The 16,865-nt window shown below is 32.3% G+C and carries 18 protein-coding genes; 11 read left to right on the plus strand and 7 right to left on the minus strand.

Annotated elements, in window-relative coordinates; genetic code table 11:
- The first annotated feature begins 46 nt into the window (after nt 1–46).
- From FA048_RS08280 to FA048_RS08290, 3 genes are read left to right on the plus strand one after another with little or no spacing between them, the layout of a single operon-like run.
- Nucleotides 47–1,258: a glycosyltransferase family 87 protein gene (locus FA048_RS08280; RefSeq protein ID WP_225872517.1), complete on the plus strand. Its 1,212-nt coding sequence runs from the start codon at nt 47–49 to the stop codon at nt 1,256–1,258.
- On the plus strand, nt 1,248–2,183 hold the full coding sequence (locus tag FA048_RS08285; protein ID WP_136839774.1) for a glycosyltransferase family 2 protein: 936 nt from the start codon (nt 1,248–1,250) through the stop codon (nt 2,181–2,183). The genes FA048_RS08280 and FA048_RS08285 overlap by 11 nt, the downstream gene beginning before the upstream one ends.
- The gene (locus FA048_RS08290; protein WP_136839776.1) at nt 2,184–2,960 is read left to right on the plus strand and encodes a polysaccharide deacetylase family protein; all 777 of its coding nucleotides are present in this window, start codon (nt 2,184–2,186) and stop codon (nt 2,958–2,960) included.
- Nucleotide 2,961: 1 nt separating this feature from the next.
- Here FA048_RS08290 and FA048_RS08295 read toward each other — a convergent pair whose 3' ends face one another.
- The 4 genes from FA048_RS08295 to ribD form a co-directional block, all read right to left on the minus strand.
- Complete coding sequence (locus FA048_RS08295) at nt 2,962–3,825, minus strand: nucleoside phosphorylase (RefSeq protein WP_136839778.1); 864 nt, start codon at nt 3,823–3,825, stop codon at nt 2,962–2,964.
- 210 nt (nt 3,826–4,035) lie between these two features.
- Nucleotides 4,036–4,650 carry an IMPACT family protein gene (locus tag FA048_RS08300; protein WP_136839781.1) on the minus strand — a complete coding sequence of 205 codons (615 nt, stop codon included), beginning with the start codon at nt 4,648–4,650 and terminating at the stop codon, nt 4,036–4,038.
- Complete coding sequence (locus FA048_RS08305) at nt 4,640–5,506, minus strand: EamA family transporter (protein ID WP_136839783.1); 867 nt, start codon at nt 5,504–5,506, stop codon at nt 4,640–4,642. Before FA048_RS08305 ends, FA048_RS08300 begins: the two co-directional genes overlap by 11 nt.
- Entirely contained in the window at nt 5,506–6,558 is a 1,053-nt protein-coding gene (gene ribD / locus FA048_RS08310; protein ID WP_136839785.1) for a bifunctional diaminohydroxyphosphoribosylaminopyrimidine deaminase/5-amino-6-(5-phosphoribosylamino)uracil reductase RibD, read from the minus strand. Before ribD ends, FA048_RS08305 begins: the two co-directional genes overlap by 1 nt.
- An 85-nt stretch (nt 6,559–6,643) precedes the next feature.
- On the opposite strand from ribD, the gene prmC reads away from it, so the two are divergent.
- Nucleotides 6,644–7,546, plus strand: coding sequence for a peptide chain release factor N(5)-glutamine methyltransferase (prmC, locus tag FA048_RS08315; RefSeq protein WP_136839787.1), 903 nt, complete (start codon nt 6,644–6,646; stop codon nt 7,544–7,546).
- Between the two features lie 89 nt (nt 7,547–7,635).
- Here the strand turns inward: prmC and xerD are convergent, their stop codons facing one another.
- Nucleotides 7,636–8,535 (minus strand): site-specific tyrosine recombinase XerD, encoded by a 900-nt coding sequence (gene xerD / locus FA048_RS08320; RefSeq protein WP_136839789.1) that lies wholly within the window; start codon nt 8,533–8,535, stop codon nt 7,636–7,638.
- Between the two features lie 60 nt (nt 8,536–8,595).
- Here xerD and aroQ point away from each other — a divergent pair, with 60 nt between their 5' ends.
- Both aroQ and FA048_RS08330 read left to right on the plus strand, forming a co-directional pair.
- Nucleotides 8,596–9,012 (plus strand): type II 3-dehydroquinate dehydratase, encoded by a 417-nt coding sequence (gene aroQ / locus FA048_RS08325; protein WP_136839791.1) that lies wholly within the window; start codon nt 8,596–8,598, stop codon nt 9,010–9,012.
- Between the two features lie 15 nt (nt 9,013–9,027).
- Entirely contained in the window at nt 9,028–9,759 is a 732-nt protein-coding gene (locus FA048_RS08330) for a TlpA family protein disulfide reductase (protein WP_136839793.1), read from the plus strand.
- Here FA048_RS08330 and FA048_RS08335 read toward each other — a convergent pair whose 3' ends face one another.
- Nucleotides 9,760–10,776, minus strand: a complete 1,017-nt coding sequence (locus FA048_RS08335) for a glycosyltransferase family 2 protein (RefSeq protein ID WP_136839795.1) — start codon at nt 10,774–10,776, stop codon at nt 9,760–9,762. It lies immediately after the preceding gene.
- Nucleotides 10,777–10,782: 6 nt separating this feature from the next.
- The gene (locus FA048_RS08340) at nt 10,783–11,652 is read right to left on the minus strand and encodes a lysophospholipid acyltransferase family protein (protein ID WP_136839797.1); all 870 of its coding nucleotides are present in this window, start codon (nt 11,650–11,652) and stop codon (nt 10,783–10,785) included.
- Nucleotides 11,653–11,689: 37 nt separating this feature from the next.
- Here FA048_RS08340 and FA048_RS08345 point away from each other — a divergent pair, with 37 nt between their 5' ends.
- From FA048_RS08345 to bioB, 5 genes are all read left to right on the plus strand, one after another.
- Nucleotides 11,690–12,298, plus strand: coding sequence for a WbqC family protein (locus tag FA048_RS08345; RefSeq protein WP_136839798.1), 609 nt, complete (start codon nt 11,690–11,692; stop codon nt 12,296–12,298).
- A 3-nt stretch (nt 12,299–12,301) separates the two neighbouring features.
- Nucleotides 12,302–13,420 carry a magnesium/cobalt transporter CorA gene (gene corA, locus FA048_RS08350; RefSeq protein ID WP_136839800.1) on the plus strand — a complete coding sequence of 373 codons (1,119 nt, stop codon included), beginning with the start codon at nt 12,302–12,304 and terminating at the stop codon, nt 13,418–13,420.
- 273 nt (nt 13,421–13,693) lie between these two features.
- The gene (locus FA048_RS08355) at nt 13,694–14,179 is read left to right on the plus strand and encodes a hypothetical protein (protein WP_136839802.1); all 486 of its coding nucleotides are present in this window, start codon (nt 13,694–13,696) and stop codon (nt 14,177–14,179) included.
- Nucleotides 14,180–14,426: 247 nt separating this feature from the next.
- Nucleotides 14,427–15,776 (plus strand): magnesium transporter, encoded by a 1,350-nt coding sequence (gene mgtE, locus FA048_RS08360; protein WP_136839803.1) that lies wholly within the window; start codon nt 14,427–14,429, stop codon nt 15,774–15,776.
- A 47-nt stretch (nt 15,777–15,823) separates the two neighbouring features.
- Complete coding sequence (gene bioB, locus FA048_RS08365; protein ID WP_136839805.1) at nt 15,824–16,822, plus strand: biotin synthase BioB; 999 nt, start codon at nt 15,824–15,826, stop codon at nt 16,820–16,822.
- The last annotated feature ends 43 nt before the right edge of the window (nt 16,823–16,865 follow it).

Genomic DNA, 16,865 nt, shown 5'->3' on the forward strand with positions numbered 1-16,865 from the left:
TATATTTGTATAACCAAATATTACAACTTAATAATTCAAATATTTTGTGTATAAAAAAATAAATCCGATTGTAAAATCAACCGCTCTCCACGGTTTATTTAAACTCCTTAATAATCAAAAATTCATACTTGGAGTATGGATATTATTAGCGCTTTTAGTTGCAATTAAGCAAGCATTTCAGCCAACAAATAATAATTATCTCATTTTTAAATATGTCTATTTTCATGCTGTAGAGCGGCTTCCACTTTATATTCCATATCCTAATGAGCATTTAGACACTAACCATTACGGTCCATTATTTAGCCTTTTAATTGCACCTTTTGCGCTATTGCCAAATTATATAGGCATGTTGCTATGGCAACTGGCGAATACGCTATTCTTATACTTTGCTATCAAACAGCTTCCAATTGGTATTCGAAAAGTAAATGCGATTTATTGGATCGTTGCTCATGAGTTGTTAACTGCAATGTTTGGTTTACAGTTTAATATTTCAATAGCTGCAATTATTATATTTGCTTATGTTCTTATTGATAAGAACAAGAATTTTTGGGCTGCTTTTGTAATTATTTTTGGTTTTTACATTAAGCTTTATGGTATAGTTGGGCTTGCATTTTTCTTTTTTGCCAAGCAAAAACCAAAATTTATTTTGTACTGTATTTTCTGGGCAATTTTGCTTTTCATTTTACCAATGTTATTCTTTTCTCCTAGCTATATACTACAGTGTTATCAAGATTGGTATGTATCTCTGTCAGAAAAGCAAGCATTAAATGCATCCTTAACTTCAATGCAAGATATTTCTGTGATGGGCATGGCAAGAAGAATAACAGGTGATGCAAGTATTTCTAATTTACCATTTTTAGTAATCGGACTAACTTTATTCATCATTCCCTATTTGAGATTTAAAATGTATAAAATTCCTGATTTTAGGCTTTTATTCTTAGCATCTGCTTTGATATTCACAGTTATATTTAGCAATTCATCTGAATCTCCAACTTATATCATTGCATTTGTTGGTGTAGCAATTTGGTTTGTCTTGCAAGAAAAACCAATAAATCCATACTCTATTGCTTTATTTATATTCGCTCTACTACTAACAAGCCTATCACCATCAGACTTATTTCCAAAATATATTAGAGAAGCTTATATTAAGCCATATTCACTAAAGGCTTTACCATGCATTTTAATATGGATTGTGGTTACCTACCAATTAATGTTTAAAAAATTTATTTTAAACCCCGTTAAAACCGATGGAGAATAAACTTGTTTCTGTTGTAATTCCTGCTCACAACGAGGAAGATAATATTATTGTAATTATAAAAAGAATTGAGAAAGTATTTTCAGAACTTCATTATAACTATGAGATTTTGTTAGTAGATGATGGGTGCACTGATAATACACTTTCTATTATTAAGGATCTTTCATCAAGAGACCCGAGACTATTTTATGTAGAATTCTCTAGAAATTTTGGTCATCAGCCTGCTTTAAAAGCTGGTTTAGATTTATCTCATGGAGACTGTGTGATTTCATTAGATGCAGATTTGCAGCACCCACCAGAGCTATTTAAACAAATGTTAGAGAAATGGGAAGAGGGATATGAGGTAGTTTATACAAGGAGAAAAGAAGACAAAAATCTTTCCTTTAAAAAAAGAAAAAGTTCACAATATTTTTATAAGCTATTAAATTCATTATCAGATATTGAATTGGAATCTGGCACTGCAGATTTTAGGTTATTAGATAGGGTAGCAGTAGAGGCATTTAGAAATTTTAATGAAGCAGATCCTTTTATCAGGGGCTTAGTAAAGCTATTGGGCTTTAAGCAATTTGCCATTGATTATGTGCCGGACAAGCGATTTTCTGGCGCTAGCAAATACAGTATTTCTAAGATGCGTAGACTTGCTATTCAAGGTGTTACCTCATTAAGTATTAAACCTTTGCATACAGCAGTTTATCTTGGCTTTACATTTTCAATGATCTCATTGCTTTATTTACCTTATGTATTTTATGCATTTTACAAAGGGCAGGAAGTAAATGGTTGGGCATCATTAATTATGACAATTTCCTTTTTTGGCGGATTACAGTTAGTTATTTTAGGTATAATTGGAATTTATGTGGGTAAAATGTTTATCCAAACTAAAAATAGACCGAATTACATTATTCGTTCTACTAATTTAAAAAATATATAAATGATTTTATTGAGTTTTGATATTGAAGAATTTGATATGCCATTTGAATATGGTAAAGAACTCTCGTTTGATGAACAAATTCGAATATCTACAACTGGCAGCCATATTATATTAGATTTATTAGCTAAACACAAAATCAAAGCTACTTTTTTTTCTACTGCAACATTTGCAATTAATGCGATAGAAGTTATAAATAGAATAAAGAATGAGGGGCATGAGCTGGCATCTCATACCTATTATCATTCTAAATTTGAAGTGGCAGATTTACTTAATTCCAGATTAAAATTAGAGGAACTTTCTGGCACCCAAGTATCTGGTTTTAGAATGCCGAGAATGATGCCTGTGAGTAATGAGGAGATTGAAAAGGCAGGGTATACCTATAACAGCTCTATTAATCCAACTTTGTTACCAGGAAGATATAACAACTTAAAGGTTTCTAGAACTCATTTTAAAATAGGTAATGTACTTCAATTACCGGCTTCAGTAAGCCCATTTCGTATTCCTCTGTTTTGGTTATCATTTCACAACTTTCCATTTTGGTACTATAAATATTTAGCGAAAAGGACAATCAAAAAAGATGGTTATTTAAACATCTATTTTCACCCATGGGAGTTTACTGATCTTACTGATAAAGAAAAATATGGTTTCCCAAGTTATGTAAGCAAAAACTCTGGAGAGCAAATGACTGCAAGAATGGACAATTTCATGAAATGGATTATAGCACAAAATTATAAATGTGGTACAATTCATTCATTTACAGAAAGCTTGTCTAAGTAATTTAAAGCCTATCGAGTACCATTTTAATAGCTTTATCAACTATTTTATTTGGTTCGCTGCTAAATTCAAACTTTACTCTACTAGCTAAGATAGCATTGACTGACAAGGCTTTATGCCCAAGTGTTTTTGCTAATGCATAAATTCCTGCTGTTTCCATTTCAAGGTTAGTAACTCTGTTATTACTTTGCTTAAAGTTAGTTAACAGACTTATAAAATTTGGAACAGCATTTTTAGCCCTTACTTGTCTACCTTGAGGTGCATAAAAACCAGGTGCAGTTACGGTAATTCCTTGTTCCATACCACTACCAATTGTACGCAATAAAGACTGATCTGCAGCTGTTAAATAAGGATGGATATTTTTGATATGTGAAAAATGAGATTTAATACTATCTAGCAAGCTATGTTCATCACCAGAAATTTCATGTATATAATAATGCATCAATGCATCAAAACCTAAACCATAAGAAGAGGCTAAGATTGTACCCATTGGAATATCTTCTTGTACAGCTCCAGAAGTTCCAATACGAATGATATTTAAAGATTTCAGTTCTTTTTTAATTTCACGAGTATCAAAATCAATGTTTACTAAAGCATCTAGTTCATTAAAAACAATATCAATATTGTCTGTACCAATGCCAGTAGACAGAACTGTAATCCTTTTTTTTCCTAAATACCCTGTATGTGTAATAAACTCTCGTTTCCCTTTTTTAACCTCAATAGAATCAAAATGTTTGCTGATCTCTGCAACACGATCTAAATCGCCAACTGTAATTACTGTATCTGCAATATCTTCTGGCAATAAATTTAGATGGTAAATACTTCCATCCGGATTGATAATTAAATCTGCTTCTGATAATTTTTGCATGGTTTAGTTCATTAGTTCCTTCTATCATTGGTTCATTATTTGATAGCAGGGGTAAGACAAACTTAATAAAAATAGTTTATTAGTGTTATTGGTTCATTAGAAAGCTCATCATGCCCAACTCCATTAGCTATCATAATGCAAAAAGATTTCTAATTAGCTTGCTTTAAGATTCCCGTATGCACGGGAATGATAGCAAGATGTAGAAACAACCTATACAGTAGCCAAGTATTTAATTTCTATACCATCAACCTTTTCTAATTTACCTAAAACACTGTTTAGATTTGCTTTTCGAACTTCAAACTTAATTAAACAATTGGTGTCAAATTCTTGAGTGGTAATTTCTAATTGCTCATCTTTTACAATTCGCATCACTTGGTTCATTGCCAAATAATCAAAGTTAATTTGATAAATGTCATTTACTGTTTTTGTAATGATTTTATTTTCTTTAAGTGCTTCAACAGTAGCAGTTTTATAAGCATTAATTAAACCCGGAACACCTAATAATGTTCCACCAAAATAGCGAACAACAACCACCAATATATTCGTTACATCAGTAGAAAGTAATGTATTTAAAATTGGTCTTCCAGCAGTTCCAGAAGGTTCTCCATCATCATTAAGTTTAAATATATTCCGGTCTGGAGTTAAACGTAAAGCCCAACAAAAATGTCTCGCTTTTGCATGATCTGCTCTTAAATTATTAATGATATTTTTAACTTCTGTCTCACTTCTAATGGGATAAGCATAACCAATAAATTTACTTCCCTTATCTCTAAAAACACCTTCAGAAGCAAACGTTATGGTTTGATAAGTATCATCAAACAGCATGTAATTTTGATAAAGTGATTAATATAATTGCCACCAAAGCAAGCACTAGACCAGCATAATTCCATTTACTTAATTTCTCTTTAAATAAAATGATGCCAATAAAACTTCCAATAATAATTACTCCCATATTCATTGATGCAAAAACAACTGAAGGATTGTCTGCCATTGCTCTATGAGCCTTTAAATAGAACAATATATTACCAAAGTTAAAGAAGCCCAGTACACAACCGCAAATAAAATTGATAAGCTGCAACTTTGTTTTTCTGATAGCTGCTAAATACAAGATATAAATTAGGGACAATACAAATGAGATACAAAAAATAACAAATAGGGATGTAGTGTAAGGTAAAACAGTAATTTGACTAACTAACTTAAAAAGTACGTCTATTACACCGAAACCAGCAAATACCAATAACAAATACAACCAGCTATTTTTAGACGATATACCACTACTTTTGCGGTACATAGTTAAAATAATTGCAGCAAAGCCAAAAATTAGACCAACATATTTTAGTCTATCAAAGTGATCATTAAATAAAAAATATGCCGCACAAAGTGATAAAAACAATGATAAGCGTTGTGCTATATCGGTTCTGGCTAAACCTGCTTGTCTAACTGCAATACCTTGAAATAGAAATATGATAGGTAGCAAAACGCCTAAATAGATATAAATAGGAGAGATTACCTGTAGATTTAAATTGCTCAAATCTGGTTTAAAGAAAAAGATACTCAGGCTTATTGCAAATAAGTAATTCCAAGTAACGGCTTGCATTACATTAATTTCATATCGCTTTGCTAATTTGAGTAAAACACCAACTGTAACACTACAAATTATACTTAAAACTAAAAAAATCATTATTTTATATTTGGTGTATAAATTGTTAAGTCATCGTCGCCAAGTGACAATTGTTCTATTACATTTCCTTTAATTTCTGGCGCCTTAATTCCTTCGTTCCAGTTTATTTTTGATGTAAATATCCTAGCCTCATCCCATAAATTAGCGTTGATAAACTGATTTAGTATTTGAGCCCCACCCTCAATAATAACTGATTGGATATCCATTAAATACAACTGAAAAGCTATTTTTTGTGCTAAGTAAAATTTCATGTCTTCCATTTGTATAAAGTGAATATTCTCCACTACAGCTGTCTTTACCTCATTAAATATAATAGTTTTGGCTTCATTATTATAGAGATGATGAGTTGTAGGTATTGTTAATGATCTATCAATAACTATTCTGATGGGGTTTTTCCCTGAACTATTTCTATTTGTTAATAATGGATTATCTATTAATGCAGTTTGTTTACCTACTAAAATCGCATCTTCTTCGCCTCGCCATTGATGTGAAAGTTGTTTGGATAATGGTCCAGTAATCCATTGCTGAGTTCCACCCATTGGTGCAAAGTATTGATTAGCAGTTTGGGCCCACTTCAATATAATGAATGGTCTTTGTTGTTTAATTCTGTTAAAAAATCTTCGGTTAATATAGCTGCATTTATCTTCTAAAATACCAATTACAACTTGAATCCCCGCTGATTTTAACTTTTCAATTCCTTTTCCATTTACGATTTCAAAGGGATCAGTATTGCCAATTACAACTTTTTTTACTTGATGTTTAACCAATAAATCTGCACAAGGTGGAGTTTTGCCAAAATGAGCACAAGGCTCCAAACTAACATAAACTGTTGCATTCTTTAAAAGAGTAGGGGCAGAATCACCAAATTTGGTAAAAACGTTATTGATCGCATTTACTTCAGCATGTGCTTCTCCAATTTTTTGATGGTAGCCTTCGCCTATAATTTCATTTTCATGAACAATTACACAACCTACCATCGGATTTGGACTAACATTACCCATACCTAATACGGCAAGTTCTAAACATCGTTGCATGTAAAGCTCATCACTCATTGCTACAAATGTAGGTTATATTTTGGATTTACGATTTTTGATTTACGAATAGCAATTTGCATGATTATCACTATTTTTACAGCAAATGCAATTAAAACAATTAGCTCAGAAATTTAAAGAAACCTTAGTCGCTATTTATCAAGAAGATGAGGCGAAAGCTTTGTTTTTAGTTACATTAAATTATTTTTTAAATTTTAGTAGGGCTGATTATCTATTAAAAAAAGAAGTAGTGCTTTTGCCAGATCAGTTGACCAAATTTGAAGATGTTTTGAATGAGTTAAAAACAGGCAAACCTATTCAATATATTTTAGGAGAGGCTCATTTTTATGGTTTGACCTTTAAAGTTAATTCATCGGTTTTAATCCCAAGACCAGAAACCGAGGAGTTGGTAGAATGGATTTTGAATGGTGTTACGAGTTATGAGTTACAAGTTGTGAGGCATAACCCTTTAACACACAACCCACAACCCATAACTATCTTAGATATTGGTACTGGAAGTGGTTGTATAGCTATTTCATTAAAGAAAAATCTTCCCAACACAAAAGTCTATGCCTTAGATATTACAGAAGACACTTTAGAAACCGCCAAACAAAATGCAGTATTAAACAATGTTGATATTGATTTTATAAAAGATGATATTCTTACATCTCAATACGAAACACATCAAGCAGAATATGCAGTTATAGTAAGCAATCCCCCTTATATTAAAGAAGATGAAAAACCAGCTATGCATCCCAATGTTCTGGTTAATGAACCGCATAGAGCTCTATTTGTAAGCAATGAAAATCCATTAATTTTTTACGAAGCAATTGCGAATTTTGCCTTGAAAAATCTTTCCCAAAAAGGATTGCTTTTTTTTGAAATCAATGAATTTTTAGGTCAACAAACAGTTGATTTATTATCTCATAAAGGTTTTAAAAACATTGAGTTAAGAAAAGATATGCAGGGTAAGGATAGGATGATAAAGGCCAACCCACCAACCCCATAAAAGAGAGTCATCATATTGTAAATGCAGTTCGTTTACATGCTGTGAGAAATTATGTCTTAGTGGAAAGTCCCCTTTAGGGGATTTAAGGGTTAAGACCTGGGATGGAATTGTGTAATAACACTCCTCAAATAATCCCTATCCAAGTGAGTATAAATTTCTGTAGTGGTAATACTAGCATGACCTAACATTTCTTGTACTGCTCTTAAATCGGCTCCCCCCTCTATTAAATGTGTAGCAAAAGAGTGCCTTAAAGTATGTGGACTGATATTTTTGTGAATTCCGGTTGTTAATGCTAGAGATTTGATGAGATTGAAAACTGAAATACGAGATAACCTGCTTCCAGAACGATTTAAAAAGATAAAATCTTCATGACCTTTTTTAATATCTAAATGAACCCGGATTTGACTTACATATATTTCTAAAAATTTTAAAGCAACGGATCCAATAGGCACCAAACGTTCTTTGTTTCCCTTACCAATTACCTTAATAAATTCTGTTTCTGCATAAATGTTTGAAATACGAAGCTCTACTAATTCTGTAACACGCAAACCACAACCATAAAGCATCTCTATTATGGCTTTATTACGCATTCCTTCTGGTTTAGAAGCATCAATAGCATCAATTAATTTATTTATTTCATGAATACTTAATGTGTCTGGTAATTTTCTAGTTAATTTTGGTGCTTCTAACAATGCGGTCGGATCTTCTTCTATCATTTCTTCTTGCATTAGGTAGGTAAAAAAAGCCTTTATGCCCGAAATTACCCTAGCCTGTGTATTAGATTGCATTCCAATTTCATTAAGCCAAGTAATAAATTCTCTTAAATCTTTAAGTTGAACCTTATTTAAGATCAATTCTTTATCCACTGCTAAATAAAATTGCAACAACTTATCTACATCATTTAAATAAGCATTAATAGAATGTTTGGAAAGCGATCGCTCCAATTTTAAATAATCTTTAAATCCTTTTAGGTAAGAGTGGGTATTCACTATATTTATTGAGTTTTTTTTATAACATTGCAACGTTACAACATTATAAGCTTACAACGCATGAAAATACAAATTATTAATGGTCCGAATTTAAACCTTTTAGGGTTAAGGGAGCCTACAATATACGGTTCGGAAGGATTTGATAATTATATTTCGCAGCTCCGAGAATTGTATTCAATTATTGAAATTGATTATTACCAAAGCAATGTAGAAGGAGAATTGATTAACAAATTACATGAAGTTGGTTTTTCCTATGATGGAATTATCATCAACGCTGGTGGCTATACGCATACATCAGTAGCTATTGCTGATGCTATTGCAGCTATAAAAACTCCAGTAATTGAAGTTCATATTTCTAATATCTATGCTAGAGAAGAGTATCGTCATGTTTCCTTAACTGGAAAAAACTGCAAAGGTGTACTTACTGGCTTCGGTTTAGATGGTTATCGCTTAGCAATAGAAAGTTTACTAAAATAATTTATCCATATAGACATGAAGAAATACGTATTGATGCTTAGCTTGTTTTTTGCGATTAACTCTTATGCACAAAATATAACAAGCTCTACTTCCACTAGATTAGATGAAAACACAATTGTAAAAGATGGTTCAGGTACTGTATTGCCTTATGCTATATGGAAAAAACTAATGCAAACAGGCGAGTATAACCTTAAAAGAGTTGATGGTACTGCTGAGTTTATAGCTTACCAGATGACAGACGCCGAAAAGGTAAAGGCTGCAGAACGTAAAAAAGCACAAATGGAAATGATGCCTAAACCAGGATCAGCTGCCTCTTTTAAAGAAGGCGAGAAATTTAAAGGCGAGAAAATTACTGATATGAATGGTAATAAATACGATCTTAAAGTTTTGTCTGATAAAATTTATGTCATTAACTTTTGGTTCATCAACTGTCCTCCCTGTAAACAAGAAATTCCAGAATTAAATAAATTAGTTGCTAAATACAAAGAGAATAAGAATGTAGTATTTCTTGCAATTGCTTTGGATAATAGCATTTTATTAAAACAATTCATAAAAACGAGTCCTTTCGATTACAACATAGTTGATGATGGCAGATATTATGCCCAAAAATATGGGGTAGAAGGGTATCCAACTCATGTAGTTGTTGGAAAAGATGGGTTAATTAAGTTTAGTACACTTGGCCTAACTGGAAACACAGTTTATTGGGTAGAAAAAACAATTAAAGACCAACTATTAGCAACACTTTAATTACCAATTTAACTGGCTAAACTTTTTAATCTTGTTAATAAAGTAGCTATAAACAATACTGTTTTTATAAACACCGGTATGCTGTAATAAAGGGCTTTGTTTTATAGTTCTTTTTTGAGCCGTATGTTTAATATCTCTAAAAAAATGGAAGTGAGCTTTACTTACTGCACCGCAAAATTCAGTTTTTCCCTTAAGCAAAAATTGTAACCAAGCGGCTAGATCGAACCACATTCGTATAAAAATCCTAAAATATGCATCTTCTTTTGGCAAGTTCTTTTGCATAATTATTAAGTTATTTCTAAAGTTGAGGTAAGTTTTATAAGGATTATTTGCGTTTAACGTTCCGCCACCCACATGATAAACTTCTGCAGCTGTGCAACAAACAACCCTGTAACCTAGGTTTTTTAATCGCCAACACAAGTCTATCTCTTCCATATGGGCAAACAAATCTGCATCTAAGCCATTTACTTCTTTCCAAGCTTTACTCTTGATAAAAAATGCTGCACCGCTTGCCCAAAAAATATCAATATCAGTATCGTATTGATTTTCATCCAGTTCTACTTCATCAAAAATTCTTCCTCTACAAAAAGGGTACGCATATAAATCTAAAAATCCGCCAGCAGCACCAGCGTACTCAAATTGGTTTTTGTTTTTTTGATACTTAATTTTTGGCTGAGCGACTGCAATACTTTCATCACTTTGCATTAAATCTATTACAGGTTTAATCCAATCCTTAGGTACCTCAACATCAGAGTTTAACAATACAAAATAATCTGCTTCTACTTTTGCTAAAACCTGATTATATCCTCCGGCAAAGCCATAATTTTTGTCATTTTCTATAATAACTATTTGAGGATATGTAGCTTTTACAAATGCTACTGAATCATCCGTTGATGCATTATCGCCAACAATAATTTGAAGATTTGGATAATTTGAAGCAACTACACTAGACAAAAATTTATCTAGCCATGTTTTACCATTCCAATTTAAAATAACAACTGCTACACTAGCTTCCATATGCATTTAAACAATAAATTTCCATCGCCTATGGCTCCAAAGCCAAAAAGCAGGTTCGCGTTGAATAGTATGAGTTAAATATTCAAATAACAAATCTGTTATTTCATGATCCTTTGTAGCTTTCGGATCTAAGCAAAGAGGTAAACAATCAACTTCATAATATCCTCTTTTCACTTTTATTACATCAAAATAAAATATAGGTCTATTGGTTTGTAAAGCAATTTTCTCTAAACCCAAAAGAACTGCAGTTGGCTGGTTTAAAAACTGCAAAGTGTATTGTGTTTCTTCGCGTACGGGTGTTTGATCGCTTGCAAAACAAAACATTGTTGGTTGGTTTTTAGTCGCAATTACTTTTCTTAAAGTTTGGCGCATTGGCACAAATTCATTTCCATATTGGGTTCTCCATTTTTGAAACCAACACTCAAAAACCTCACTTGCTAAAGGCTTGTAAATTACATGTGCCGTACCACTTATATTTAAACCTAAAGCTAGCATACACAACTCCCAATTACCGTAATGACCAGTGCAGGCTAAAACGCTTTCTCCTTTATTAAAATAGGTTTCAACTTGGCCTAAACCGTTAAATTTAACTCGTTTTCGCAGTTCTTTTTCAGAAATATTGGTTAATTTAATGATCTCGAAAATTAAATCAGCCAAATATTTATAGAAACGCTTCTCAATGTTAATAATTTCATCTAAACTCTTTTCTGGAAAAGAATTTAACAAATTTTCTCTTACAACTTTTCTACGATATTGAACAATGTAGTACAGGGGATAGTAAAGTAGTCTTGCAAAAAATAGGAGTACAGGTAGGGGGAAAAGAGATAAAATATATAAAAAGAATATACCGATATACGAAAAACCTTTTAGAATCATTAATTTGGGCAGCTAGAATACAAACATAAAGCAACAGATGCAAAGTTTAGCAATATTTCCTCTTTTTTATCTTCCACCAGTTAGTTATTTCACTGCTTTAAAAGAACACCATTTCGACTACGTTATCGAAAAACACGAGCATTTTGTAAAACAAACCTATAGAAATAGAGCAAGTATTGCATCTCCAGATGGTATTTTAGATTTGATGATTCCTGTTGTAAAAGGCTCTAAATTTCATACCCCAATTAAGGATGTAAAGATTAGTTATGATTCTAAGTGGCAACGCTTGCATTGGTTAAGCTTACAAACGTGTTATAGAAGTTCTGCTTATTTTGAATACTATGAAGATGGTTTAGTGCCCTTTTATACAAAAAAGTATGATTTTTTATTAGACTACAACCTAGAATTACTGAACTGGATTTTAAAGCAAATGAAACAAAGTTCACCAGAGAATTTTACGCAAGAATATGAAAAGGAAATAGGAACTGAATTAGATTTCAGGGATAAGTTTAATAAAAATACAATTCATATAGGCGAAACGAAAACCTATTTTCAGGTGTTTAGCGATAGAAATAAATTTATCCCCAACTTAAGTATTGTTGATTTGCTATTTAACCAAGGTCCACAAGCAAAAACTTATCTTTAACGTATGTCAAAACCTACTAAGCATAAACATAAAAAACATCGTTATGTATTGCCATCGCCAGGATCTAGCCCAGGTATGGTTTTTATTGATGAAAACTCTGTTGAGCCACACATTAATCTTTATATCTATAATGAAAACTATTACAAAGTAGAGCATCTTGAAAACATTGAAGGTTTAAAACAGCGATTAACTGATAAAACCTATAATTATTGGATTGAAATAAAGGGCTTTAATTCTATGTCCATGTTTGAGACTTTAACCAAAGATTGGAATATCAATAAGCTCATTTTAGAAGACATTACCAGAACTTACCAAAGACCTAAGTATGAAGAATACGGTAATTATGATTTTGCAGTTAGCAGGATGTTATTTATTGATGAAGAAAATGGGTTGGAAAATGAACAATTGTCTTTTATCTTAACAAATAATGTATTATTTACTTTTCAAGATAAATATGAAGATTGTTTAGATCCAGTTCGTAATCGCTTAGAAATTGGAAAAGGAAACATTCGGATTGGAGGAAGTAGTTATTTGATGTATGCTTTAATGGATATGATTGTAGATGAGTATTTTACAGTTTTAGGAACATGGAGTGAACAATTAGATAATATTGAGGATCGTTTATTCGAGAAACCGGATAAAACCATCATGTTTGATACCCAACTGATTAAAAGAAATTTAATAACAGTAAGACGAGTTGCTTGGCCAGAACGTGATAAAATGAATGATATTTTACGAACGGATAGTGCTCAAATAGACGAAAAAACAAAGGTTTACATTCGCGATGCCTATGACCATTGCATTCAGATCATTGATATGGTAGAATCGCTTAAAGAGATCTCTGCAAGTAATATAGACATGTATTTGTCTATCATTAGCAATAGGATGAATGAGATTATGAAAGTACTTACCATCATATCATCTATATTTATTCCACTTACTTTTATTGCCGGTATTTACGGTATGAACTTTAGTAGGGAAGACCCAGTTACAGGAAAAGTGTTGCCACAGAATATGCCAGAGCTCTATCAAGAACATGGTTATTTGTACACCATGATTGTAATGGGCTTAATTGCTGTTGTACAAGTTATTTATTTTTGGCGCAAGGGGTGGTTTAAATAATTAGTTCCTTGGTTAAATTGGTTCATTAGCTCATTTGGCATAGTTTGGCACCCTGAGCGTAGTCGCGAAGGGCTTAGATAAACCATACTTGAATAAAGAGTTTTTTGAAAAGCAAAGCCAGCATTCCAATTAATGGTTCTGTCCCGCTTTCCTTACAGCCACAAAAAAATGTGGCTTTCATACAATCGGGTTTAGGTAACAAAAGCTTGATTTTCATAGGAAGGAGTAAATCCTAACAAAGAGAAAAAGTATTAATGCTATAATTTATTATCAATGAAATTTGCTAGAATTATAAAAGATACTTTAATCGTAACGATAATAATTATTATTGCTATTCCATTAATTATTCTAATTTCTCCAATAGTTTTTATTTCCTTAATTAACACACATTTTACTAATAAGGCATATAAAAAAGCTTATCAAGAATATTTATTAAAAATTAATGGCTGTAATTTCTTTTGTTACAATAATAAGCGGTCAATACAAAATTTAATTGAGCAAAAAATTTTACCATTACTTGATAATGAGATAAATATCATTTTCTTAGATGGTAGGAAACCCGTATCAGATTTTAATAACTCTTATATTTCAACTGCATTATATGAAGTTAAAAACAAAATTGGTTTTCCTTATTTATTAAAAATTAGGGACGGTGTTGTGATCGATAAATCAATTAATGCTGAATTATATAAGACAATTAACCATAATAAAGATATGAATTCCCTTGTGGAGAAAATTGATTTGTTTTTTAAGGACTAAATATTTTAAGCTAGAAGATTGCCATATTGTTCCTCCTTGCAATAACGGAAAGTACAAAAGGACTACTGCCTGTGTGCTATAAACCTTATTGAAGTGTATGCCGTTTTTCACGGCAGCAACGAAAAGAAGGACTACAATTGCCATAAAATACTGACACTGTTTTTCTAATGTTAAAAAACCTTTTATATCTATTCTAAATGGCTTTTTGTGGCATTTTGAAAATAAATTATTTCTATCTTAGTAGCATATGCAATCATTTGATTTAGATAAGACAGACGTTTCTAAGCTAAAGCAAGCAATAAGTGGTGATAATGAACAACTTAAAGCTACGCTGGCAGAATATCATGCGTCTGAAATTGCTATTTTATTTGAGAGTATTAGCAGTGAAGACAGAGAGCGAATCATCAATTTGCTCGACATAGAAATTGCATCTGAAGTAATTTCTGAAATGCATGAAGAGGCGCATCCTGAAGAATTACTTCTACAACTACATCCAGACAAGAGAACCGAAATTGTTGAGGAACTCGATTATGATGATGCGACGGATATTATTTCGCAGTTAGAGGAGCACGAGCAAAAAGAGATTTTAGGTGATTTAAGTGAGGATGATGCATCGAGCATTCGTAATTTATTAAGTTACGATGAGGAAACTGCGGGCGGTTTAATGAATACTGAGGTTATTCGAATTAACCTTAACCTGACTAAGAAAGATGCAATTGACGAAATCATACGTCAAAGTGAAGAAATAGAAGAGTTCTACACCGTAAATGTAGTTGATGACCATAATATTTTTAAAGGTATTGTTTCCTTAAAAGACATTATTAAAGCTAAAGGTAATGCCAAAATAACAGATATGGTTAATGCTGATGTGGTTTATGTAAAAGCAGGTACCGATCAAGAAGAAGTGGCTAAACTAATTTCTCAATATAATTTAACAAGTATTCCGGTTGTAGATGATGAAATGCATTTACTTGGACGTGTTACTTTTGATGATGTAATTGATGTTTTAGAAGATGAGAATACAGAAGATTTCCTGAAAATATCTGGGGTTTCTGAAGATGAAGAACTAAGTGGTAACTGGATAGAAGCGGTAAAATCTCGTTTACCTTGGTTAATTATCAATTTAGGTACGGCTTTTTTGGCTTCAGCAGTTGTTCGTCATTATGAAAATACATTAAATCACTTAGCCGTACTCTCTGCATATATGGTTATTATAGCAGGGATGGGGGGGAATGCGGCTACGCAAGCTTTAGCTGTAACAGTTAGGCGTATTTCATTAAACGATTTAACTGATAATCAAGCTTATAGAACTGTTTTAAAAGAATTTACTGTAGGCTTAATTAATGGTGCTGTTACGGGTTTGATTGTATTTGCTTTTGCTTACTTTTTTGATGCCAACCCTATGTTAGGTTTTGTTATCTTTTTAGCCATGACAGGGAATTTAGTAATTGCTGGTATTACTGGTTCTAGTATTCCATTAATTTTAAAACGAGTTGGTATTGATCCAGCCATTGCATCCTCTATAATTATTACGACATTTACAGACGTTTTCGGATTTTTACTTTTATTAGGTTTAGCAAGCAAACTGCTTTTATAAAGACGAGATTAACTTAAAACTTATTACTAACAACGTATAACTCAACTATGCAAACATTAAGACACGATTGGACAAAAGAAGAAATACAAGCTATTTATGATAAACCATTTTTAGATTTAGTTTATGAAGCTGCTAGTATTCATCGTGAGCAAAAAGATTATAACGAAGTACAAATTAGTTCATTAATTTCTATCAAAACAGGTGGTTGTGCAGAAGATTGTTCTTACTGTCCACAAGCGGCACGTTACCACACGGATTTAGAAGTACAACCTTTAATGCAAATTGGGCAGGTTGTAAGTGCAGCGGTTAAGGCAAAAGAAGGAGGTGCGTCTCGTTTATGCATGGGAGCTGCTTGGCGTGAGGTTAGAGATAACCGTGATTTCGATCGTGTGATAGAAATGGTTAAAGCTGTTAACGATATGGATATGGAGGTTTGCTGTACATTAGGCATGTTAACAGAAAATCAAGCTCAACGCTTAGCAGATGCTGGTTTGTATGCTTACAACCATAACATTGATACTTCTGAAGAGGATTACAAAAGAATTATCTCAACCCGTACCTATGATGATCGTTTAAATACTATAAAAAATGTACGTAAAGCAAAACTAACGGTTTGTAGCGGTGGTATTATAGGTTTAGGAGAAACGCCAGCTGATAGAGTTGCTATGTTGCAAACATTGGCTAATATGCCCCAACATCCCGAATCTGTTCCTGTAAATGCATTGGTACCAGTAAAAGGAACTCCTTTAGAAGATCAACCTAGAGTACCAATTTGGGATATGGTTAGAATGATTGCTACCGCTAGAATTGTAATGCCAAATTCTGTGGTACGTTTAAGTGCCGGTAGAAATGAAATGAGCACATTAGAGCAAGCTTTCTGTTTTATGGCTGGAGCTAGTTCTATTTTTGCTGGTGATAAATTATTAACTACACCAAATCCATCTTTTATAGATGATATGGCAATGTTTGAATTGTTAGGTCTAAAAACTAGAGAAGCCTTTAAAAATGGTAGACCAGAAAATACCAAGAAAGAAGTTTTTGTATAATTGTAGAGCAGATATAAGGTTAAATTGAACTAATAAAAAAAGC

Origin of the sequence: Pedobacter polaris (assembly GCF_005116505.1) — a bacterium.
GTDB classification, from domain to species: Bacteria; Bacteroidota; Bacteroidia; order Sphingobacteriales; family Sphingobacteriaceae; genus Pedobacter; species Pedobacter polaris.